Annotated in this window: 17 protein-coding genes and 1 pseudogene; 8 read left to right on the plus strand and 10 right to left on the minus strand. The window is 67.5% G+C overall.

Annotated features, from left to right (window positions below; genetic code table 11):
- Positions 1-11: 11 nt before the first annotated feature.
- A complete protein-coding gene (locus tag ACIF80_RS16760) occupies positions 12-542 on the plus strand; it encodes a hypothetical protein (RefSeq protein WP_399805021.1) in 531 nt (176 codons plus the stop codon).
- Between the two features lie 53 nt (positions 543-595).
- On the opposite strand, the gene ACIF80_RS16765 is transcribed toward ACIF80_RS16760, so the two are convergent.
- The gene (locus tag ACIF80_RS16765) at positions 596-856 is read right to left on the minus strand and encodes a hypothetical protein (RefSeq protein WP_399805024.1); all 261 of its coding nucleotides are present in this window, start codon (positions 854-856) and stop codon (positions 596-598) included.
- Between the two features lie 577 nt (positions 857-1,433).
- Between ACIF80_RS16765 and ACIF80_RS16770 the strand changes: the two genes are divergently transcribed.
- Together ACIF80_RS16770 and ACIF80_RS16775 are read left to right on the plus strand one after the other, a co-directional pair.
- Positions 1,434-1,721 (plus strand): hypothetical protein, encoded by a 288-nt coding sequence (locus ACIF80_RS16770; protein WP_399805027.1) that lies wholly within the window; start codon positions 1,434-1,436, stop codon positions 1,719-1,721.
- Positions 1,718-2,203, plus strand: coding sequence for a hypothetical protein (locus ACIF80_RS16775; RefSeq protein WP_399805030.1), 486 nt, complete (start codon positions 1,718-1,720; stop codon positions 2,201-2,203). Before ACIF80_RS16770 ends, ACIF80_RS16775 begins: the two co-directional genes overlap by 4 nt.
- A 275-nt stretch (positions 2,204-2,478) precedes the next feature.
- Here the strand turns inward: ACIF80_RS16775 and ACIF80_RS16780 are convergent, their stop codons facing one another.
- The 4 genes from ACIF80_RS16780 to ACIF80_RS16795 all read right to left on the minus strand — a co-directional run bounded on the left by ACIF80_RS16780 (position 2,479) and on the right by ACIF80_RS16795 (position 7,665).
- A complete protein-coding gene (locus ACIF80_RS16780) occupies positions 2,479-4,422 on the minus strand; it encodes a S41 family peptidase (RefSeq protein WP_399805032.1) in 1,944 nt (647 codons plus the stop codon).
- Between the two features lie 499 nt (positions 4,423-4,921).
- The gene (locus tag ACIF80_RS16785) at positions 4,922-5,614 is read right to left on the minus strand and encodes a peptidoglycan DD-metalloendopeptidase family protein (protein ID WP_399805035.1); all 693 of its coding nucleotides are present in this window, start codon (positions 5,612-5,614) and stop codon (positions 4,922-4,924) included.
- 20 nt (positions 5,615-5,634) lie between these two features.
- Complete coding sequence (locus ACIF80_RS16790) at positions 5,635-7,185, minus strand: esterase/lipase family protein (protein ID WP_399805037.1); 1,551 nt, start codon at positions 7,183-7,185, stop codon at positions 5,635-5,637.
- A gap of 15 nt (positions 7,186-7,200) precedes the next feature.
- A complete protein-coding gene (locus ACIF80_RS16795; protein WP_399805040.1) occupies positions 7,201-7,665 on the minus strand; it encodes a hypothetical protein in 465 nt (154 codons plus the stop codon).
- A gap of 473 nt (positions 7,666-8,138) precedes the next feature.
- On the opposite strand from ACIF80_RS16795, the gene ACIF80_RS16800 reads away from it, so the two are divergent.
- Positions 8,139-8,894, plus strand: a complete 756-nt coding sequence (locus ACIF80_RS16800) for a BTAD domain-containing putative transcriptional regulator (protein ID WP_399805301.1) — start codon at positions 8,139-8,141, stop codon at positions 8,892-8,894.
- 388 nt (positions 8,895-9,282) lie between these two features.
- Here the strand turns inward: ACIF80_RS16800 and ACIF80_RS16805 are convergent, their stop codons facing one another.
- Both ACIF80_RS16805 and ACIF80_RS16810 read right to left on the minus strand, forming a co-directional pair.
- Positions 9,283-11,487 carry an endonuclease gene (locus ACIF80_RS16805; RefSeq protein WP_399805043.1) on the minus strand — a complete coding sequence of 735 codons (2,205 nt, stop codon included), beginning with the start codon at positions 11,485-11,487 and terminating at the stop codon, positions 9,283-9,285.
- Between the two features lie 592 nt (positions 11,488-12,079).
- Positions 12,080-12,286: pseudogene (locus ACIF80_RS16810) on the minus strand (IS1380 family transposase); the annotation flags it as partial.
- Between the two features lie 554 nt (positions 12,287-12,840).
- Between ACIF80_RS16810 and ACIF80_RS16815 the strand changes: the two are divergent.
- From ACIF80_RS16815 to ACIF80_RS16830, 4 genes are read left to right on the plus strand one after another with little or no spacing between them, the layout of a single operon-like run.
- Positions 12,841-13,785, plus strand: a complete 945-nt coding sequence (locus ACIF80_RS16815; protein ID WP_399805046.1) for an endonuclease/exonuclease/phosphatase family protein — start codon at positions 12,841-12,843, stop codon at positions 13,783-13,785.
- 42 nt (positions 13,786-13,827) lie between these two features.
- Complete coding sequence (locus ACIF80_RS16820; protein ID WP_399805049.1) at positions 13,828-15,867, plus strand: S8 family serine peptidase; 2,040 nt, start codon at positions 13,828-13,830, stop codon at positions 15,865-15,867.
- A gap of 23 nt (positions 15,868-15,890) precedes the next feature.
- Complete coding sequence (locus ACIF80_RS16825) at positions 15,891-16,097, plus strand: hypothetical protein (protein ID WP_399805052.1); 207 nt, start codon at positions 15,891-15,893, stop codon at positions 16,095-16,097.
- 23 nt (positions 16,098-16,120) lie between these two features.
- Positions 16,121-16,726 carry an IS3 family transposase gene (locus ACIF80_RS16830; protein WP_399805304.1) on the plus strand — a complete coding sequence of 202 codons (606 nt, stop codon included), beginning with the start codon at positions 16,121-16,123 and terminating at the stop codon, positions 16,724-16,726.
- Positions 16,727-16,735: 9 nt separating this feature from the next.
- On the opposite strand, the gene sbnA is transcribed toward ACIF80_RS16830, so the two are convergent.
- The 3 genes from sbnA to ACIF80_RS16845 are packed head-to-tail and all read right to left on the minus strand — an operon-like array spanning position 16,736 to position 19,903.
- Entirely contained in the window at positions 16,736-17,788 is a 1,053-nt protein-coding gene (sbnA, locus tag ACIF80_RS16835) for a 2,3-diaminopropionate biosynthesis protein SbnA (protein ID WP_399805055.1), read from the minus strand.
- 40 nt (positions 17,789-17,828) lie between these two features.
- On the minus strand, positions 17,829-18,899 hold the full coding sequence (gene sbnB, locus ACIF80_RS16840) for a 2,3-diaminopropionate biosynthesis protein SbnB (protein ID WP_399805058.1): 1,071 nt from the start codon (positions 18,897-18,899) through the stop codon (positions 17,829-17,831).
- Entirely contained in the window at positions 18,896-19,903 is a 1,008-nt protein-coding gene (locus ACIF80_RS16845; protein ID WP_399805061.1) for a TauD/TfdA family dioxygenase, read from the minus strand. Before ACIF80_RS16845 ends, sbnB begins: the two co-directional genes overlap by 4 nt.
- Between the last annotated feature and the right edge of the window lie 16 nt (positions 19,904-19,919).

A 19,919-nucleotide genomic window follows, 5' to 3' on the forward strand; every position in this document is an offset into this window, starting at 1 on the left:
GGCTTTCCGACGTGCGCTTCGGCAAGCGCAACGATGAGGCCAAGGCCATCCGGACGGCGCTCATCGCGGTCGGAACAGGCATACCCGCGGGCGCCACCGGACTCTTCGGCGAGCAGACGAGAACGGCCTACGTGGAATGGCAGCGCGTGCTGGGGCTCACCGGCTCGGCTGCCGATGGACTCCCCGGCTGCTCCTCACTGGCCAAACTCGGAGCCGGAGCCGAATTCGGTGTGGACTGTCGCCATCCCGGGGCCGTCACCAAGAGTTCCGTACGCCTCTCGAAGGACTTGGGAGTGGCACTCGACAAGGCCACGGCCCGCACGTTCGCCGAGCAGGCATGCGACCTGACCGGTGCTCTCGGCCCTCGGCGGGTCGTGCAGCCCAAGGACGAGGACGACCTCGAGAAGTTCACGGCGCGGGCCGAGCGCAAGCAGCGCGAACTGGAGGACGCGGTGCGGGAGCGCGGAGTGGCGCTCTCCGAGCACCCCGACAGCAAGACCCGACGCGTCCTCACCGCCTTGGCGGCGGCCGAGCGGCCATGAGACGGCGGCCCGCCCGCGGTTCCGGTAGCTCTGGAGCAGAGCTCGTCGGCCCGTCAGCAGTTCTCGCTGATCACCTGTTCGAGGGTGTCGAGAGACAACTCGTCCTGCTTGAGCTGCTCCTTCAGGACCTCCAGCCGCTGCTTGAGGGCTGTGATCGCCGTCTGGTCCGGGTCTGGCTGCCCCTGGAGGTGACCGAGTTCGCCTTGAAGCCGGGAAATCTCGTCTCTGCGGCGTCTGATCTCCTGGCGGGCACTCTGCGCCGCGCGGCGCATCATGGCACAGGGACTCTCGGTCCGTACAGCCTCGGCTGCCATCTCAGAACTCCTTGCTCCTCCGGTACTTCTGTGCGAGCCGCACCGGTCTCACCGCATGCGCTCATCAGTCCACCTATAAGGGTCGGCTCGGCAAACCGCCCGCCGAGAGGGGGCGGGCGAGTGAGCCCCAAGCCCAGTCACAGGACAAGGCACTGCGACGCCAGTGCAGTGCACTGAGTAATGGCATGCCTACGTCATGCTCCACCCGGCACGTCCCCGAGGACGACAGTGACACAGATACGGGTTGCCACGTTCAACCTGGAAAACCTCGATGAGATCCCGCCCGGCCGGCGTCCTTCGTTGACCGAACGCGTCGCGCTGATGAGGCCTCAGGCAGCCCGGCTTCGCGCCGACATCGCCTGCTTCCAGGAAGTTCACGGCCAGGAGTGCCCCGGTCAGCCCCGTGCCCTGCTCGCCCTGCAAGAGCTGCTCACCCGACAGGATGCCCCCGACACCACGGTGCACGTGCTCAACGTGCACCTGAAGTCCAAGCCCCCCCGACATCCCCGGCCAGAAGATCGACGACTACACATGGCGCACTGCCGATGCCTGGGCCGAAGGTGTGTTCCTGTCCTCCATGAAACGCATGGGCCGGGCCCTGGAAGTGAGGCGCCTCATCGACCAGATCCTCGACGAGGACCCCGACGCCCCCGTCGTCGCCTCCTTCGTCTTCGACCGACTCGCCTCGGCGGGACGAGGCCCCAGACCGCTTCTGGTCGCCCCCGGGGCACTTCCGTACGCTCACAGACAACCGTTGACCTCCGGTTTCAGCCCCGACGGCTGGTCCGTACCGGCGGCGCTCGGTGAGTGCAGGGCGTGTGGCGCCCGCCGGGACCTGGAGTGCTGCCACTCTCGTCATCCATGAATGTCAGTACCTTCTACGCGCTTTTCTCCACCACCTGCTTCACCCTGGTCGGCCTGTGGTGGAGCGTCGTTCAGAGCCATACCGACTGGATGCGCGACCGCGCCCAGCGTCGCGTCGTCGGCGGGATCTACCTGTCCTTTCTGCTGCCCGCCGTGATGGGCCTGTTCGCCCAGGTCGGCGGCACCGAACAGCCACGGATCTGGCGGGGGGCCTTCATCGTCCTTTCCGTGATCGGCTGTGTATGCACCCTGCGGCTGCTGGCCCGCGCCCGCGGTGACCGCTTCATCACCTGGCAGCAGGCGGCTGTCGCACTGCTCTACGCCCTGATCGCCGTCGTCGGTGCCTTCCCCGAACTCGCCCGCCACGTCCGGCTGCGTCCCATCCAGACCGAGGCACTCATGCTGATCGTCCTGGTCATCCTGGCCCACGCCCTCGTCTGGCGGTACATGGCGGGAGAGGGCCGTGCCCATGAGGAGGCCTGACTCCAGTACGGTCTCGCGACCTGCCCAACGGCCCCCTCGGCGGTCCTCGTCGGTAGTGGCTGCGGTGGACTGCTGCGGTTCGTTGCCGCCGGCAGCCGCGTTGTCCGCACCAGGGACGAAGACGACGACGTCGGTCAGCGATCGTCAGGCCCCACCACTCAGCGACGGCGGCCGGGCCGGGTGCCGACGGTGAGGCCCGCAGCGGGAACGGATGAGGTGGAACTTCAGCCACAGGGATCACGAACCGTCAGCTTCCGGCCTTCGAGGATGAAGTATCAGGGGAGCTGTTCCGTCTTGCTGGCGACCAACTGGCCGGCCTCGAAACCATCGATGCGGGCTGCCCGAGCGGCTGCTGCGACGGGCACCGTCACATCGGCTTGGCCGTCGGTGAGATCGGCCGATGCGTACGGTCGCTGGTCGACGTAGACGTCCACGCGATCGACGTTCGCCGCCTTCACCCTGAGCTTCAAGGAGCCGTTGACGGAAACGGCGTCCGTGACGGACACGGTGTGCGGCTCCCGGTCCTTGAGGAGCAGGCCCGCCCGGTCGAAGAGATCGGCGTTGTCCTCCAGGAGGTCCCGGCGGGTCATCCGGTGCGACTCGTCGGGGACGACGCCCAGGTCCTCCACAGGAGTGCCGGACAAGGCACCGACCCGGAGGGTACGGCGGATGGATACGCGCATGCCGGCTCCCTTCGGCAGCGGTACGTACGGTGTGGCTCGGTCACCTTCGAGGAGGTCGGAGAGAAGTTTGTGGGTCCAGACATTGGCACCGCCGGCGCCGGTGTTCTCGTCGGTACCGAGCACGGGGCCGATCCGGTGGTCCTGGAAACCGGCGGCGAAGATGTCGGTAGCCGAGTAGCAGCGGGCGTTGGTGATGAGAACCACTGGCCCGAAGTACTGCTGCCCGATGGCGTTCGCACCGTCCTCGGGGGTGAGGGGGAAGGCACCCGAGAAGGCGGCGCCGGTCTCAACGGCCTGCTCCAGGGAGGGGACCCAAGCGCCCAGGTCGATGCCGGAGGAACCCTGGTGCCTGCGGCAGATGCGCAGGTTGAGCGGGGTGTTGATGAACTGCACCGGCTCGGGGGCGATCCGGCGGGGAGCGAGGACCTGCAAGGCGAACTCGGCGGCGTGGATGTGACCACCGCCGTTGTCCCGGACGTCCACGATGAGCCCGTTCTGGGGCAGCTGTCCGACGAGGCGGACGAACTCCCGGAGGAATGACACCGGGTCGTCCACGTTGAACGTGAAGATGCGGATGTGGCCGAACCGCCCGGAGGACGTCTCCACATGCTGGGCCTTGAACACCTTGGGCATGGACGTGGCGATCTCGCCCCGGCGTAGCCCGGGCGCCGGTTCGTCGGCATGGACGGCCTGTTCCTGGGCGACGACCCGAGGGGCGAAAAGCAGCACCTTGGCCCGGCCGGTCTCGTCCGCGTCGAGGTCCAGGCCCTGGGCCAGGGCTGCGGTGCTGATCGCGTCCGCGTCCACCATGGGAGGCAGGTTCTCCACGATCCGCCAGTTCTCGCGCAGCTCATGCTGCGTGCCGCTCTCGTCGACATAGCTGACGGTCACCCATTCCTCGAAGGGAGGCAGGTGGATGCGCAGCGGTCGCACGGTCAGCGACTGGATGCCTCGGCTGCGCCGGGCGGGGGCGTTGCTGCCGGCGAACCGGGTTGCGTTCAGGTCGACGGCTGCCGAGATGGGGATGCCGCTCCAGTGGGTGATCTCGACGCCGGGCGTGAAGCCAGGCGCGGAGAAACCTTCGGCCACGTGAGTGACCATGAAGTGAGGGCCCTGCGCGTCCGTGTACTGCTCGATGAGGAACGGCAGGAAGGCGATCCTGCCCGTAAAAGGTTCGGGGAGCAGGTAGTTGGTGTGGAGATCTCGGACCGAGTGAAAGACCTCCGACATCTCGGCGTGGAAGAGCCATTCCGGAGGCATGGTCTGCTGCGTCTGCCGCTCCAGACGCCGGCGCAGCACCCGCAGGCGCTGGACCGGGTTCACGGCGTGCATCGCGGTCTTGAGCGGCAGATGGACGTAGTTCTGATCCAGCAGGACGAGTGCTTGATCAACGATGAGGCGGCGCTCCTCCAGAGTCAGAGTGCCCGCGCCTTCGAGGAAGCTGCTCAACGGCCGCGAAGTGGCCAGGTGGGCGCGGACCGATTCCGCGGCATGCCGGATGAAAGCGGGTGTCCTGTCCTCAGTCAGGTTCGTCATGATGTTCCTCCAGAATGCGGGTCGAACGGACTTGGAAGGGCCGCACAACGGGCGTCAGCGGTAGCTGTACAGGGGGTGGTACATCCCCGCCGATGCCATGACCGGTCTCCCACGCCTCCGAGACGGAGGCGGAGCGTTCGAGGAATGCAGAGGCCGTTCCCGCCCCGGACGACATCGGTTCAGCCGGGTCACCATCGCGTCGCTTCGTCGGCATGAGCGAGGGAATTCCTTCAACTCCGGAGGTACAGCTGCGTGACGCCCTTGTCCGTACAGGCCCGGTCGAGCAGCCTGCCTGTGAGGCCGTCCCCGCCGCGTTCTCCGTGGGCGAACTGCGACGGCATCCCCAGAAGCGGCAACTCGCCCACACATGTCCAACTCTGCGTGAAGGCCCCGCCGTGCTCCTGTCTGCCTTCGCCGCTGTCCTGCGGTTCGTATGGCCCGCCCGCCTCCCGGGACCGGGTAGGAATTGTGCTGGGGCATGGGCAGCTCCTTCGCCCGCTCACCAGATGGGCCTCGCCACGTTGCCGTAGGACCAGGTGGGGCCCTTGGACATTTCGAAATGAAGGTGCGGTCCGGTGGAGTTGCCTGTCCTGCCGACCGCGCCGAGCCGCTGTCCGGCGGTGACTTTCTGCCCGGTCCTCACCTGTCGCTGCGACAGGTGGCAGTAGGTGTAGACGTGGCCGTTGTCAGCACGCAGCCCGATCCACTGGCCGTACGCTCCCCCCTTGCCGTTCGACCAGGCGATGGTGCCCTTGCGCACCGCGACCACGGGGGTGCCGGAGCCGGCGGCGAAATCCTGTCCGGTGTGCCGGCCGACACCGTCCGGTTTCCAGGCGTAGGGCCCGCGGGAGAAGAAGCCGAAGGTGACCTTGTGACCGGGGACGGGCGACGACACACGTCCCTTGCCGGAGGTTCCTCCCTGCCTGGTGGTGGGTGCGGTGCCCTTGCAGTCGACGGCGAAGCCGGCATTGCGGCCGAGGGCGGTGAGTGAGGTGCAGCCGGGGACGCCGTCGGCGTCGGTTCCCTTGAATCCCTGGGCGAGTTGTTCGGCCCGGTAGGCGGCCTTGGTCTGCTTGCCGAAGAAGCCGGTGGCTCCGTCCGGGATCTTGCGGCCACGGGCGATGAGCGCTTTCTGCACGGCGCGTACGTCCTCGTTCTTCTTGCCGAACTGGACCTTGGACAAAGCGACCATGACGGACTCACGTCCTCTCGTTACTGCCAGGGCGTCACTGTGAGCCGAAGCCGGGCGTCCGCACCCACGATCGGGGCGGCGGTGTCAGGCAGTTCGATGTGGTTGACCCAGATGTCGGGGCCCGGATTCTCGTCGCCGCGGGCATGGCTGCCCGGGCGGTAGTCCCTGATGGAGCCGGCGATGGCGGAGTTCCAGACGGCCGAGAGGGCGGGCCCGGTGGTCGCACCGTCGGCGCCGACGTCGACGACGAGGATGTCGTCGAAGTCGGCGGTCTGCTCCAAGTGGTCGCCGAAATTCAGCAGGCCGTTGCGTTCACGCAGCGACAGGATCCGCAGATGCAGTGCATACCGCATGGTGCCGGTATCGCCGGGACGGGCCAGGTCGCTGCACAGGAAGGTGTCCACCAGTGGTACGGCTCCGTCGGCGTCCGTGGCGGCTTCCGCCGGGCCTTCAGTGGTGACGCTCCGCGTGCCGTCCCGCAGTTGGATCGGGCACCACTGGGCACTCGTCCGCTCGTGCATCACGATCTGGAGACCGCGTACCGACAGACCGACCTCGGCCTGCCAGGCCGTCTCCTTGCGCTGCGGCAGCCGGTGGCCGACGAGCGCGGCCTTCACCTCGCGGTCGCCGAACAGGAAACGCCGCAGATTCTGGTAGCCCTCCTCGGAGTTGACAACCCCGTAGCGTCCGCTGTGGCTGCGGTGCACGTACGCCTGATGGGCACCGGGGACGTATGCGTTGTCGACCTGTACCAGACCGTCGCTGCGGGGCCCGACCACGGCAGCGGAAAGACCGTGCGCCACGTCGTAGTCGGCCGGGTTGGTGCCGACCAGGCAGAAGACCCGGTCGCGGGGGAAGGCGAACGGCCGGTCCAGGGGCATCTCGCGGGGATCCCAGCCCTCCGGCCGGCCGTCCGGATCGGCGACGGACTCAGGCGTCAGATACTCGTACATCCGCTCGGGGCCGAAGATCTGCGCGCCGTTGACGCCGATGGCGTCGCGCAACCTCTCCAGCATGCCGAAGCCGAAGCCGAAGGTGATGCCACCGTGCGGTGTCCCGTACGTGAAGAGCTTCCCGACGCACTCGGCGGGGTCGCGGCCGAGGTCCGGAAGGATCTTCTGGATCAGGCAGCGGCACACCAGGCCGCCCATGGAGTGCGCGACCAGATGGACGCGCGGTGCCCCGGATTTCTCCCTGATCGTGTCGATCAGCGTCAGCAGGTCCTCCGCAGCAGTCTCCATACGGAATTCCTTCGGCCTGCCGCCCCAAGTGCTCGCGGACACATCGTAGAAGCGGTGTATCCAGATGCTTTCGGGTGGGATCGTGGCATGGGAATTCAGGTAGATCGCCTGACTGCCGTCGACCAGGATCTGGTAGCCCTCGTCCAGATGCAGGCGCAGCAGCGGACTTTCGAACTGGTAGAAGTCCGGCTCGTCGTCCGGACCGATACGGATGTGCGTGGAGCCCTCGTTGAATCCGTAGAAGGGATCCGTCACGGCCTTGTTGATGCCTGCCGTGTCGCCGGCGAACCCGCGGACGTAGACGATGGGGAGTTTCTGGGGCGTGGACATACGATCCTCACCGGCTCAGCACGCACCGATGTCCGGAGGCCAGGCCGCCGGATGGTCGATGAAGGCATGGGAAATGTGTCCGCCCGGCGCCTCGCCCCAAATGGGCGGCTTCCAGTTGTGGAAGTCGTCGTAGCTTGGATCGTCCACCAGGGGGAGACGGACGTGCGCTTCGTGCGGGTCGGCCGTCGTGCGGCTCCCACTGCCGATCGTGGTTGGCCGCGGTCCTGCCGGGGCAGCTGCCGCAGGGCATTGCGCGGCATTCACCGCAGTGGCGTCCTTTCCCGGCCGGCACGGGGCCGACTCCTTCGCGGTCCCACGGAAAGGGGCCTGGGAACCGTCCACGAGAATCGTGATTCTCACGGCGATCCGGTTTCCCGCGCCGGCCTCGACCGTGGTTCCACCGGGCCCCAGAGGGCTGTCCGGTTCGGATGTCACCGACCGCAGGCACACGACCTCTTCGATGGTCGCCGTGGCGGTCATGGCATCTCCCCTCCGGTCAGAGGGCTGTTTCCGGGGCTACGGGAATCGGCCGTCGCCGATGCACCCGTCGTGTCCGACGCTACGGAATCACTGTCAGCGCGACGTCATCCTGACGTCATCGACCCAAGAGAATGTGCTCAGGGACGGTGGCGTCCGATGGTCATGAGAAGCTGTGTGCCGCTCGTGGAGCGGGGGCGCGCCGCACCAGGCGGAAGCCGTGAAGCTGCTCCGCACGCGTGCGGCGGTGCGGACCACCGCCGTGACCAGTCACGCGTCGCCCACAGCCGCCCTTTTGACCTCCGCCCAGCGGGGTTGCACAGTGCGGACGAGGGACTGAAAATGGTAGTGACTGCCTCCTCGGAGGATGCGGTACGTCCTCGGGGCGCACCGGGGGACCGGCGGCGGTGACGTACTGACGGCGAGGCCGGACAGCCTTCAGAGGTGCGCTCACGCAACACACTGTGAGCGAGGCGATGAGGTTGGTGTCTCCTCCCCAGCTGCGGTTGCTCGGCCAGTTCCGGCTGGAACTCGGTACCGAGACCGTCGAACTGTGCCGCAACGGCCAGCGGTTGCTGGCGTTCATGGGGTTGCGGGGCCGGGTGTCCCGCACGGTCCTCGCCGGCACGTTGTGGCCCGAGGTCACCGAGGAGCACGCCCGGGGCAGCCTGCGCACCACCTTGTGGAAGCTGCCGCGCGGGGAGCCACCTCTGATCGGGTGCTGCGGAGACTCACTGCTGGTCACTCCGGCCCTGCGCGTTGACGTCCACATCCTCGCGCAAACGGCGCTCGACGTCGTGGAAGACCGCGGCCCGCCCTTCCATGCCCGGCCGCCACTGGGACTCCTGACCGGAGAGGATCTGCTGCCGGGGTGGGACGAGGACTGGGTACTGGTGGAGCGTGAACGCCTGCGGCAACTGCGACTGCACGCGCTCGACACGCTGGCCGAGACCCTGATACGGCAGGGCAGACCGGCCCTGGCGATGGAGGCTGCCTGGGCAGGCGTACGCGCGGAGCCCTTACGGGAGAGTGCGCATCGGGCCATCGTGTCGGCGCATCTCGCGGAGGGCAACATCAGCGAAGCGGTGCGCCACTATGACGCGTTCTGCCGGTTGTTGAACGAGGAACTGGGCGTCGCGCCCTCGCCGCGGTTCGCCCGGATGCTTCCCGAGCGACTATCGGCGCGGACCACGCCCCGGGGCCGGGACTGCCTTCGAGGATGGTTCCGGTGATCGCCGGCGCTCTTCGGCTCTTCCTCCATGGCCCCAGCCATCGAACTGCCACCCGGAAGTCCCCGGATCCACACGGGAAGAGAACCTCTCCGGAGAAGGTTCCCCCTCCGGAAAACCGACTTGTCCGAATCACTTGCGTTCAGGGATTCGGCGAAGGCGCGCAGGAGAACCAGCGGGCGGTCATGGGGGCCGGTGGGCCGGCAGGGGTCTCTTTCCACGGCTTCGACGAAGCCGATCCTCCGATCCGGCCCTCCGCCTGTCCTGGCAGGTCGCGGCGCGAACCACTCCGTGCCGCGACCTGGGGCTCTGCCGTTCTCCCGGCCGTGATGCGGCTCTCCACGTTCAGTCGCCGCGGATGTGAGGGATCAGTCGGGTCTTGGCGCCGGCCTCAGGGCCAGACGCCGGTGAAGTCGATCTCGCGTGCCCACTCGGGATGGTCCACCAGCGGATTCCGGTTGCCCTGGATCTCCGCGATGGCCGCATTGCGGTGCAGTTCGTACTCGGTGACCGCCTCACTCTCGTGCCACCGCAGCAGGACCGGCAGCCGGTCCTCGGGGAACTCGCGCGCTGCGTCGCCGACCTGGCCCGGATAGCGGAGCAGGAAGTACAGGGTGGCACGGGCGACCGCGCCCTTGCCCTCTTGTGGTTCGAATCCCACGCTCTCGCGCATTCCGCAGGCGTCCCGGACCGCTTCGTCGAAGTCGGGGAAGTCGAAGTACGGGAAGTTGCCACGGAAACTATTGCAGCCCACTTCGCACGCGAACAGATGGTGCAGGTCGCCCCGCATCGGCTCCTTCTTGGCGAACCACGACTGCGGCACCACGTGCTCGCAGTTGAACGGCATGGACGCCTCCAGGGCATCGAACTCCGCCTCGAACTCGGCCGGCCCCGCCGTGCTCTCCTGCAACAGGAGTTCCTGCACTCGGGCCAGCCGGGCCTCCGCCACGGCCGCGTCGGCCCGTATGAGCTCCTCGGCGGAGAAGTCCTTGCCCGAGTAGACGCTGCGCAGCCGGCCGTCCTTGTGCAGGTCGACCCACGGGTAGACCAGCCTCATCGGCTTGTACCTGGGCTGGGGCTCATGGGTCTCCGTCAGCAGAGTGGTCAGCGTGCGGCGCAGACCGTCACCGTCGCCGGTGCCGACGTTTGCGTAGTACGCGTCGCGTGCGGTGAAGTCCGCGGTCCGGTCGTAGTAGGGCCGTTCCTGCGTGAGCCGGTGATTGATCAGGGCCGCGTCGACGTCCTTCTCGACCGCTGACACGACGCTCGGTCGTCCGGTCGGGGGCGGTTGCGGTGGGGTCTTCGGCGTCGGTGCGAGCGCGGGCAGCGGGGCGAAGAGGGCGGCCTGCGAGGACAAGGGTGTATCGAAGCCGAGGGTGATCCGCAGCGGGATGGTGAGCTGGGCGGTGCCGTCGGCCGCGTGCGTCTGTTCTTGTGCCTGTGCTCGTGGGCCGTTGGTCCCCGGCCGGGTGGACTTGCCATTGGGGGAGGGCGTCGGAGGGACGCTCTCTGTAGGGGGTGGAGTGAGCCCTGTGGTGAACACCTCGTCCCGCAGCCGGGCCGCCTCACCGGACAGTGACGCCTCGTGCAGAGCCCGCAGCACGCGGCTGATCCGCACTCCCTCGTTGGCCCGCCAGGCCAGTTGCTGCTCACCCATCTCCGGCCGCCACACCGTGCCGTCGATGCTCAGTGGCCGGCCCTCGGCGTCGGTCTTCGGGACAGCCGAGTGGTGCAGCGCGACGACCTCCCACTGATCGTTGAAAACCGCAGAACCCGACGAACCCTCACGAGTGTCGGACTCGTAGTGCAGGAACCGCTCCAGCACGTCGACGATCTGGTTCTCGCGCAGCGCGATCTGCTTGGGTTCACCTCGGGGGTGCTGGATGATGTTGACGAACTCCCCGACGACGACCTTCCCCTCGGCCTCGCTGAGGACCAACCGGCCGAACGACGACAGCGCCTCGCCCTGAACGCCGTGCGGGGCCACCGCGACGAGGCTGTAGTCCAGCGTCCGGTCGGTGACGAAGAACCGGAGCGGTTCCAGCTGGAAGACCGCCGGCACGAGCGGGCTCCCGTCGACGCCGTCCTGGAACGCGAACGCGACCTTGCTGCGGCTCGCCTCCTCCGTGCCGCGCAGCACGTGGTTGTTGGTGAGCAGCAGGGAGGGGGACACCATGAAGCCGGTGCCGTGTCCGCCCCCCGGTCCGCTGATGGTGATCCGGCCGACCGAGCGGGAGACCTGGACGCCTTCCTCCAGGAACGCGATGGGGGTGAGGTTGTTGCGTCCGATGAGGCGCTCCAGTCCCAGCACTTCACTGGTGAAGGCCTCTGGGGGCAGCTGCAGGGTGCTTCCCGCGCTGCTGGCGGGTTCCGTCGGTGTCCGCTCGATGGCCCGGGCCATGGCCCAGTCGGCGCCGAGACGTGCCAGCCGCTTTTCGACTCGCTCGGGGGCGTCCGCGTACAGCGGGCCACGCGTCTCGAGAACGGATTGGTTTTTCTCCCGCCGTTCGGTTCGGTTCGCATAGCGTGCCGCGGCCATCGTCAGTTGCGACAGATAGTCCGACTCTCGTTCGGAAGCGAGTTCCGCCGTGACCATGATCCGCCTCCTGGCCTGGTCTGATTGTGGCGGTGGTGTCTGAGACACGGTTCTTCTGAGGCAGGCGGGACGGCGTTCGGGTGAAGGCGTCGGCTCTGCCGGGGATGCGCGCGGATGATGTACGGCGCACTGCTGTTCACAAAGTGCTTTCTGCTACCGATGCTTGCAGATGGGGAATGTATGTGCAAAGGAGTGGATGGTGCAGATTCGAGAGAGTTGGCCCGGTTGTGGCCGAGGGCGTGGGAGTGCGCACCGGGTTGCGGAGTGATCTTGTGAGGGTGAGGCCCGTCCGTACGGGCTGGTGCCGCGGCCGGCGAACCGGTGTCTTTCCGAACCAGGCCGAACCGCACGACGTCGGTGACCGGTCGCAGGAAGAACAGGCCCACTCGCTCGGCGAGCCCTCCTGAGCGCACCACGTGGTGGGCGGTGTTTGAACTGTGTACAACCGCCGACGACTTCGTCGCCGCCTTCCAGCCGCCGGCGACACCATTGCCGCTCCGGGGCGTGCCTTCGATGTCCTCGTCAAAGAACACCGGATCGCAGGGCATCGGTCCACAGCGTGCGGGAGGTCGTGCCGCACACGGACGAGCGTGGCCACCAACCGGTCGGCGATGTTGGCGGCGAAGCACGTGAGACGCATGCCGTCCGCATCCGTGATCCTCAACTGGGCTCCGGGATGGGGTCGTTCCTTGCGGACGAGCAACCGAACGCCCTGCGGCCAGCCGTCGAGCAGGTCTCCGGTGAGTTCGGCGACCCAGGCCCCGTCACGAACCTCCCCGTCCCGCTCGACCGCGGGCGTCCGGTCTCGATCGGCAGGACCGAATCGGCCTGCGAGACCACGGCCCGGCCGTCATCCCGGATACGGACACGGGGGAGGAGGACCCGGTAGGCTTCCTCGCCCGGAAAGTGCCTCTGGTTTCAGCGGGAACAAGGACCTGGGCAATCCTCATACTTGCTGGTCAGAGATGCTTTTTTGCTTGCCTGACTGCCTGTCGGACAGCCCGCTGCATGAAAATGCGAGGCCAGTCACACGGACATCGTCAACGACAACCTCGGCCGGCGGGAGTGACCCAAACGAATCGCCCTGGAGCGCCTGCGGGACTGTCACCGTGATCACGACCATTCGTGACGAAGAATCAGAGTGCAGTGGTCGTGAGGAAGGATGGGGAGCTGACGGAACATCCCTGAGTTGCCGTGACCCCAGGCCAGGCGGACACTGATCGTATGACCCGCGGGCTTACCCGTGGACCGGGGCCGGGGGCGGTCCAAAGCCTCGGATGCCCCCGGTACGGGTATGCCCTCCACCGCTGGTTCCGGCGGCGCCGGGGCTGTGATCCGGTCGTGGGAGGGCCCATGTCCACCACCTTGCGATTGGCGACCTTCAACGTCGAGAACCTCTTCGCCCGATGGCGGTTCAAAGACGGTGTCGACCCCGCTACCGCGAACACACGCGGCTGGGCCGTCGAGCAGACCCAGTTCGAGGAGCTGGGTGTCGACGACAAGGCCATCACGGGAGCAGCGGTGCGTGAGATCCGTGCGGATGTGCTCGCTCTCCAGGAGGTCGAGAACGTCGACACCCTGAAGCACTTCCGGGCACAGGCCCTCGGCGGGCGCGCCGAGTACCCCTATGTCGCGGGAGTGGACGGCAACGATCCACGCCTCATCGACGTCGCCGTGCTGTCCAAGCTGCCCATCACCCGTATCCGCTCGCACCAGCACCTGATGGACCCCGGGAGTCCGACCGCGGCGCTGTTCTCGCGGGACTGCCTTGAGGTCGATGTCGAGGTGAGGGAGAGTGAATCGAAGAGCACGACCGTGACGCTCTTCGTCAACCACTTCAAGTCCATGATGGGCGGGCGCCCCGAAACCCGGGAAAAGAGGCAGCGCCAGGCCGCGAAGGTGGAGGAGCTCGTCACGGGGCGTTTCGGATCCGCCTCGCCCGGAGACCACCCGTTCGTCATCCTCGGCGACCTCAATGACTACCTCGGGCCGGACGGCAGCTCCGGTATCGAGGGCCTCGTCGAATGGGACCAGGTCGAGAACGTGGTGACCCGCCTTCCTGAGGCCGACCGGTGGACCCACTTCTTCCAGGAGGGCAAGGAGTACCGGCAACTCGACTACCTGCTCCCCTCGGCGTCCGTCGCCGCGGCGTCCTCGGAGTCGGTGCCCGAAATCCTCCGCAAGGGCATGCCGCTGCGAGCGGTCCGCTACACCGGGCCGCGGTTCCCGGGCGTCGGCACGGACAAGCCCAAGGCGTCCGACCACTGTCCCGTCGTCATGGACTTCACCATCGCCTGAAAACCCCTGAAAGACAGAATTTACGGAACACGGAGCGCAAGCATGGCTCTCATCACCATCAACGGGGTGACGGTCGACCCGCTGGCCCAGAGAAACGAACTGGCCGACGCCTCCCTGATCGCCGAGGACGCCTCACAGTCCAACTACGTGCTCGTCCAGACCGACCACGTGCTCTCTGCCGAGGAGAAGGCACAACTGACGCAGTTGGGCGCGGTGATCCACGAATACGTTCCGGAGAACACCTATCTGTGCGGTTACCAGCCGTCCGACCTGGACGCGGTCCGCGACCTGCCCTTCGTGACCTGGGCGGATGTGTATCTCGATGGTTTCAAGATCGCTCCTTCGTTGCGCGGGGAAGGGCTGCGGCCGGACATCTCGGTCCTTCGGGCACCCGCCGACGCCCTGGCTCCAGGGACGCGCACCGTCGACATCGTCCTCCATGACGATGTCGACCCGGGCTCGTACGAAGTGCGGCGGCGGATCGCGGTGGCGGCCGGGCTCAGCCCCGACGACCTGCGTCCGGCCCGCGACAAACTTCGTGTGGAGGTGCCGGAGGAGTCCCTGGCCGCGCTCACGGCCGTGGACGAGGTGCGGCAGGTCGAAGAAGTCCCCGAGCGGAGTCTGTACAACAGCGTCGCCCGGCCGATCCTGCACGCCGACGTGGTCGTGGACGGCACGCCGCAGCAGGGTGAGGGACAGGTCGTGGCAGTGGCCGACACCGGCTTCGACCTGGGCTCCACCACGAATGTGCACAGCGCCTTCACGGGCCGGATCGCCCGTCTGTACGCCCTTGGCCGGCCCACCCGGGCGGACGACCCCGACGGGCACGGCACCCATGTCGCGGGCTCCGTGCTCGGCAACGCCGCGTCTGCTGCGATGGGTGGAGCCGTCCAGGGCACCGCACCCCGGGCCACCCTGGTACTGCAGTCGCTGCTGGACCGTAACGGAGGGCTCGGCGGAATCCCCGTGGACCTGCGTGACCTCTTCACACCTCCCTACGACAACGACGGTGCGCGCGTGCACACCAACTCCTGGGGCTCGACCGTGCCGGGGCTGCCGTACGACAGGAGCGCGTTCGAGATCGACGACATGGTCTGGCGCAATCAGGACCTGGTCATCTGCTTCGCGGCGGGCAACGACGGCAATGACCGGGACCGTGACGGTCGCGTCAACCTGGGGGACGTCGGATCGGAAGGGACGGCCAAGAACTGCATCACCATCGGGGCCAGCGAGAACGGTCGCCCGGGAATCCGCTCCACCTACGGCCAGCTCTGGGGCCGGGACTTCCCCGTCAACCCGATCCGCGACGATCGGCAGGCGGACGACCCGGACGGAATGGCCGCCTTCAGCAACCGCGGGCCGACCCGGGAAGGCCGGATCAAGCCGGATGCCGTCGGCCCGGGCACCTCGATCCTCTCCGCGCTGTCACGTGCCGCGGCGAGCATCCCCGGTGACCCCTTCGGTGCCTCCGCGGACCCGAAGTTCTTCTTCTTGAGCGGCACCAGCATGGCCACGCCCCTGGTCGCCGGTTGCGTGGCGGTCCTGCGCGAGACCCTGGTGAAGAACGGCATCCTCCAGCCGGGCGCGGCGCTCATCAAAGCCATGCTGATCAACGGCGCGGTCGAACTCCCGGGCCAGTACAACCCCTCGGAGGCGGGCCCGTCGCCCAACAACGACTCCGGCTTCGGCCGCGTCGACCTCTCCCGCTCGGTGGTCCTCCCCGGAGAGGACGGGCATGCGGGCTTCCACGAGGGCGGCCCGCTGGACCAGGGCGAACAGGAGCTGCTGCGCATACGGATCCCGGAGCGGGACGGCGGTCCGGAGCCGACGTTCAAAGTCACGCTGGTCTGGACGGACCCTCCCGGCGCGGCCCTGCAGAACGACCTCGACCTCGTCGTCCGGACCACCGACGGCCGTGAGCGCCACGGCAACATGGGCACGTCCGCCGGGTTCGACCGCACCAACAACGTCGAACAGGTCCAGTGGGACGGCATCCCCGCCGGAGACGTCGCGGTCATCGTCCACGCTCACCGCATCACCCGCTTCCCGCAGCCCTACGCCTTCGCGTGGCGCATTTCCTGACCGGTTGCCGGCTGTTGGTAGAGGTGTCCGTAGACGGGGATGACGAACAGGTCCTCACGCACCACCGCGGGCCGGCCGAGCCGGGCGTCGTACCAGGTCACTCCGAGGAGGCCGTGGAGATCAAGCGGCTGCGGGCCGAGGTCGCCGAACTGCGACGGGCGAACGAGATCCTCAAGGCGGCCTCGGCTTTCTCCGCGGCCGAGCTCGACCGGCCGTCGAAGTACTCGTGACGTTCATCTACGCACGCCGACCGGTGTGCATAGCCGATCCGATCTGCCGAGTCCTGACCAGTCACGGACTGAAGATCGCGACGAGCACCCACTACGCTGCCAAGCATCGCGCTCCCAGCGCCCGGTCGGTCCGCGACACGGAGCTGAGGAGGCAGCTCGGCCGTGTCCACACGGACGACTTCGGCGTCTACGGGACTCGAAAAGTCCGGCGGCAACTGCACCACGAAGGCATACCAGTGGCCTGCCGCACCATCTCCCGGCTGATGCGCGACTTCGGTCTCCAGAGCGTCCGACGCGGGAAGAAGATCCGCACCACTATCCGCGACGACGGCCAGGAGCGGGCCGGTGACCTGCTCAGGCGTGACGTCACCGCATCCCGGCCGAACCAGTGCTGGGTGGCTGACTTCATCTATGTCGCCACCTGGTCGGGATCGTCACTGCGATCGGGACCATCCCGCCCCACGAGCACGAGACCAACTACCACGGTCGATACCGACCCCAAGCGGCGGCTGGAGCCAACGCACAGAGCCTCCACCGATCCCGTAGCTGTTCACGGCCCAGGTGCATGGAACCGTGCGGTTGCCGCCCCCGGGTGGACAGAACACCTACGCTTCTCGGTTTGGTGCTGACGGTGTTCGTCACCGCCGCCGGCGCCGGTTTGCGGGCGGGTGTGGTGGGCGGCTCCGTTGGAGAGTGGGCACGGGGTCGGCTGCCCAAGGACCGTCAGCCGTTTCATCGGAGTCGAGCATGTCCTCGCCGTAAAGATCGTGCAGCCAATTGGATTGGTAAATGGTGTCGAGATAGCGCTCGCCGAGATCCGGGGCGATGGCCACCGCGGTGAGTTCACGCGTGTCATGGTCGTCCAGCCAACGCATCGCACCGCTGACGACCGTGCCGGTGGAGCCGCCGAAGAGGAATCCGCGCTTGGCCAGGCGATGGCACGCACGGATGGTGTCCGTCTCCTCGACGCGTATCACCTCGTCCACGTAGGACTCGTCGAGCAGCGGCGGAGGCATGCTCATGCCGAGTCCGGGTATCATGCGGCGGCCCGGAGTACCACCGAAGGTCACCGAACCGACGCTGTCCACTGCGACGATCCGTACCGGCCGGTGCCACTGGCGGAAGTAGCGTGCGCAGCCCATCAGAGTTCCGGTGGTGCCGGCGCCGACGAACAGTACGTCCAGGCGCGGGAAGTGCTGAGCGATCTCCGGCGCCGTCTTGCGGTAGTGCGCCTTCCAGTTGTTCGGATTGGTGTACTGACTGAGCCACACATACCGGTCATCGGAATCGCACAGCGCACGGACGTAGTCGATTCGCGCGCTCAGGAAGCCGCCTTTGGCGTCCGAGCTGGCGATGGTGTGCACCCGGCTGCCCAATGCCTCCATCAGGAGTCTGGTCGACAGGTTGCAGCGGGAGTCCGTCACGCACAGGAACCGGTAGCCCTTGCTCGCCGCGATCATGCTCAGCGCTACGCCGAGGTTGCCGGACGAGGACTCGACCAGGATCGACTCCGGCTTGAGGTCTCCGTCCCGCTCGGCGGTCTCCACCATCTCGGTCGCGGCCTTCAGCTTGATCGAGCCGGCGAAGTTGAAGCCCTCACACTTCAGGAACAGGGGGCGCCCGAAGAGGGGCTCAAGGTCGACATAGAGCTGGGACTCGTTGAAGGCGTGGGGAGCGGATATGACAGGCACGACGGCCTCTCCTCATCTGCAGCAGGGCGCTCTCGGACGGTTATCCGTAACGGCGCAGTTCGTGGAAGAAGTCGTCGATGACGTGCAGTTCTCCGGAGCGGACCATCTCGTCGTAGACGTACTTGCCGACCGCGAGGTCGAGCACCCCGAGGCCGAAGGGTGAAAACACCACCGGACGGCCCGCCGGCACGGTCACCCGCCCGGCCATCACGTCGTCCAACGTGCCCTGCAGGAAGTCCCGGTCGCCCGTGAGCTGCTCGGCCAGATGCGGCGAGGTGTCGGCCTTCAGACAGTGCTCGACGTCATCCACGATGTTGGTTGAAGCGAGAATGATCTCTGGTGCGAGGTCGCGCAGGGACACGTGCAGGACCACAGGATTGTGCGAGAACCACGTAGGGTCGCTGACGTGTGGCTCACTGGCGACGGTGGCGAAGACCACCAGGTCGCTTCCGCGGATCAGCTCCTCGGCGCTGTGGTGCACCGTGATCCGGCCTGTGGTGCCCGACTGCTCGAGGTAGCGGTGGAACCCGGCCGCGCTGTCGGCGGCCAGGTCGTGTATGCCTATCTCGTCGAACGACCAGCCGTTGCCGGCCAGGAACGTGTGGATGTAGCGGGCGATCAGGCCCGTCCCGAAGAACCCGACACGCGTGGGCCGTGGCCGGTCCCGGCTGAGCCGATCCGCGGCCAACACCGCGGACGCGGCCGTCCTGGTGGCGCTGATGATGGAACTCTCCAGGCAGGCGAACGGGTAGCCGGTGTCCTGGTCGTTGAGGATCAGCACGGCGGACGCCCTCGGGATGCCGGCCTGAACGTTCTCCGGGAAGCTGGAGATCCACTTTACGCCGTCCACCCGTACGTGCCCGCCGATCGAGGCCGGCAGCGCGATGATCCGGGAGGTCGGGCGGTCGGGGAAACGCAGGAAGTAGGACGGTGGGTTCACCGAGTCACCGGCGCCGTGCAGCCGGTAGGTGGCCTCGGCCAACTCGACGAGCTGCTTCTCGCGTCCCTCCAGCACCTGCTGGACCTGGGCACCGGAGATCACCGCGAAGGGTCGCACGGGGTGCGGTTCGCTTGCTGCGGACGCCGTCACGGAGGAGGGGATGCTGGTCATCGGGCGGTCACCTCGAAGGTCGGCGAGCAGTCGGACAGTCGCACCGGGTCGGCCATCGCGACGAGTACCTCGCGTGGTCCCTCGAAGGGCTCCCGACTGTGCGCGGTGCGTAGGTTGTCGACGATCATCAGATCGCCGGTCTGCCACGGCTCGCGTGCGGTGTTGGTCTCGTAGACCTTGTTGAGCAACTGCACCACGTCCTCGCCGATCGGGTCGCCGCTTCCGAAACGGGTGTTGAACGGCAGTCCGTCGGCGCCGTAGACCTCGACGAGGTACTCGCGGACCTCGGGGGCCAATGTCCACTCGTTGAGGAACGCGACCTGGTTGAACCAGCAGCGCCGCCCGTTGACCGGATGGCGCATCACGGCGCTGCGACGCTGCCTGGTGCGCAGGGCCCCGTCGGGTTGCCATGCGAACTCGATCGCGTTGGCGCGGCAGTAACTCTCGACAGCACCCCGCTCGTCGGTGCCGAACGACTCGATGAGGGACGACCCGATCTCGTCGTTGTAGCTTCGGGTGAGCAGCCAGCCCTCCCGCTCGAACCGCTCGGTCAACGAGGTGGGCAGTTCCTCGAGCACGGTCGCCGCGTCAGCCACTCCGGTCGCTCCGCCCTGGTGGGGCGCAGCGAGGCAGGCGAACAGCATCAGCCCGGGGAACTCGAGCGTGTAACTCTGTTCGTGGTGCATGCACATCGGCTGGTTCGGCGGCCACTGGGCCGAGGAGTACACGCCGTCGGCGTAGGTCCGCCGGGGCGCAAAGGCCTCCCTCTCGGCCATCAGCCCGGTACTCAGCTGCCCGAAGACAGCACCGGCCCCGGCCACATCGCACAGCCCGAGGCCGCGGATCAGGACGCAGCCATGCTCGGCGACGACGGCGCGCAGCGCCTCCCGGTGCTCGGCTGCCCAGCGCGGTGCGTCACTGGTGATCTCGGCCCGCAGTATCGGAGGTCGGCCGGGTCGGAGTTCGACCTCGTCGAGCAGCAACGCCGGGGATATGAAGGACATCCTGTTCTCCTTTCAG

It is taken from the genome of Streptomyces sp. NPDC085927 (assembly GCF_044540975.1).
In the GTDB taxonomy this organism is placed as follows: domain Bacteria; phylum Actinomycetota; class Actinomycetes; order Streptomycetales; family Streptomycetaceae; genus Streptomyces; species Streptomyces hirsutus.

Bases quoted from the DNA above. Each gene is read 5' to 3' on its own strand.
- ACIF80_RS16770 (WP_399805027.1), top strand. From the start codon at position 1,434: ATGAAACGCATGGGCCGGGCCCTGGAAGTGAGGCGCCTCATCGACCAG.
- ACIF80_RS16780 (WP_399805032.1), bottom strand. From the start codon at position 4,422: ATGACGAACCTGACTGAGGACAGGACACCCGCTTTCATCCGGCATGCC.
- ACIF80_RS16845 (WP_399805061.1), bottom strand. From the start codon at position 19,903: ATGTCCTTCATATCCCCGGCGTTGCTGCTCGACGAGGTCGAACTCCGA.
- ACIF80_RS16775 (WP_399805030.1), top strand. From the start codon at position 1,718: ATGAATGTCAGTACCTTCTACGCGCTTTTCTCCACCACCTGCTTCACC.
- ACIF80_RS16790 (WP_399805037.1), bottom strand. From the start codon at position 7,185: ATGTCCACGCCCCAGAAACTCCCCATCGTCTACGTCCGCGGGTTCGCC.
- sbnB (WP_399805058.1), bottom strand. From the start codon at position 18,899: ATGACCAGCATCCCCTCCTCCGTGACGGCGTCCGCAGCAAGCGAACCG.
- ACIF80_RS16820 (WP_399805049.1), top strand. From the start codon at position 13,828: ATGGCTCTCATCACCATCAACGGGGTGACGGTCGACCCGCTGGCCCAG.
- ACIF80_RS16805 (WP_399805043.1), bottom strand. From the start codon at position 11,487: ATGGTCACGGCGGAACTCGCTTCCGAACGAGAGTCGGACTATCTGTCG.
- ACIF80_RS16800 (WP_399805301.1), top strand. From the start codon at position 8,139: ATGAGGTTGGTGTCTCCTCCCCAGCTGCGGTTGCTCGGCCAGTTCCGG.
- ACIF80_RS16795 (WP_399805040.1), bottom strand. From the start codon at position 7,665: ATGACCGCCACGGCGACCATCGAAGAGGTCGTGTGCCTGCGGTCGGTG.
- ACIF80_RS16765 (WP_399805024.1), bottom strand. From the start codon at position 856: ATGGCAGCCGAGGCTGTACGGACCGAGAGTCCCTGTGCCATGATGCGC.
- ACIF80_RS16815 (WP_399805046.1), top strand. From the start codon at position 12,841: ATGTCCACCACCTTGCGATTGGCGACCTTCAACGTCGAGAACCTCTTC.
- ACIF80_RS16785 (WP_399805035.1), bottom strand. From the start codon at position 5,614: ATGGTCGCTTTGTCCAAGGTCCAGTTCGGCAAGAAGAACGAGGACGTA.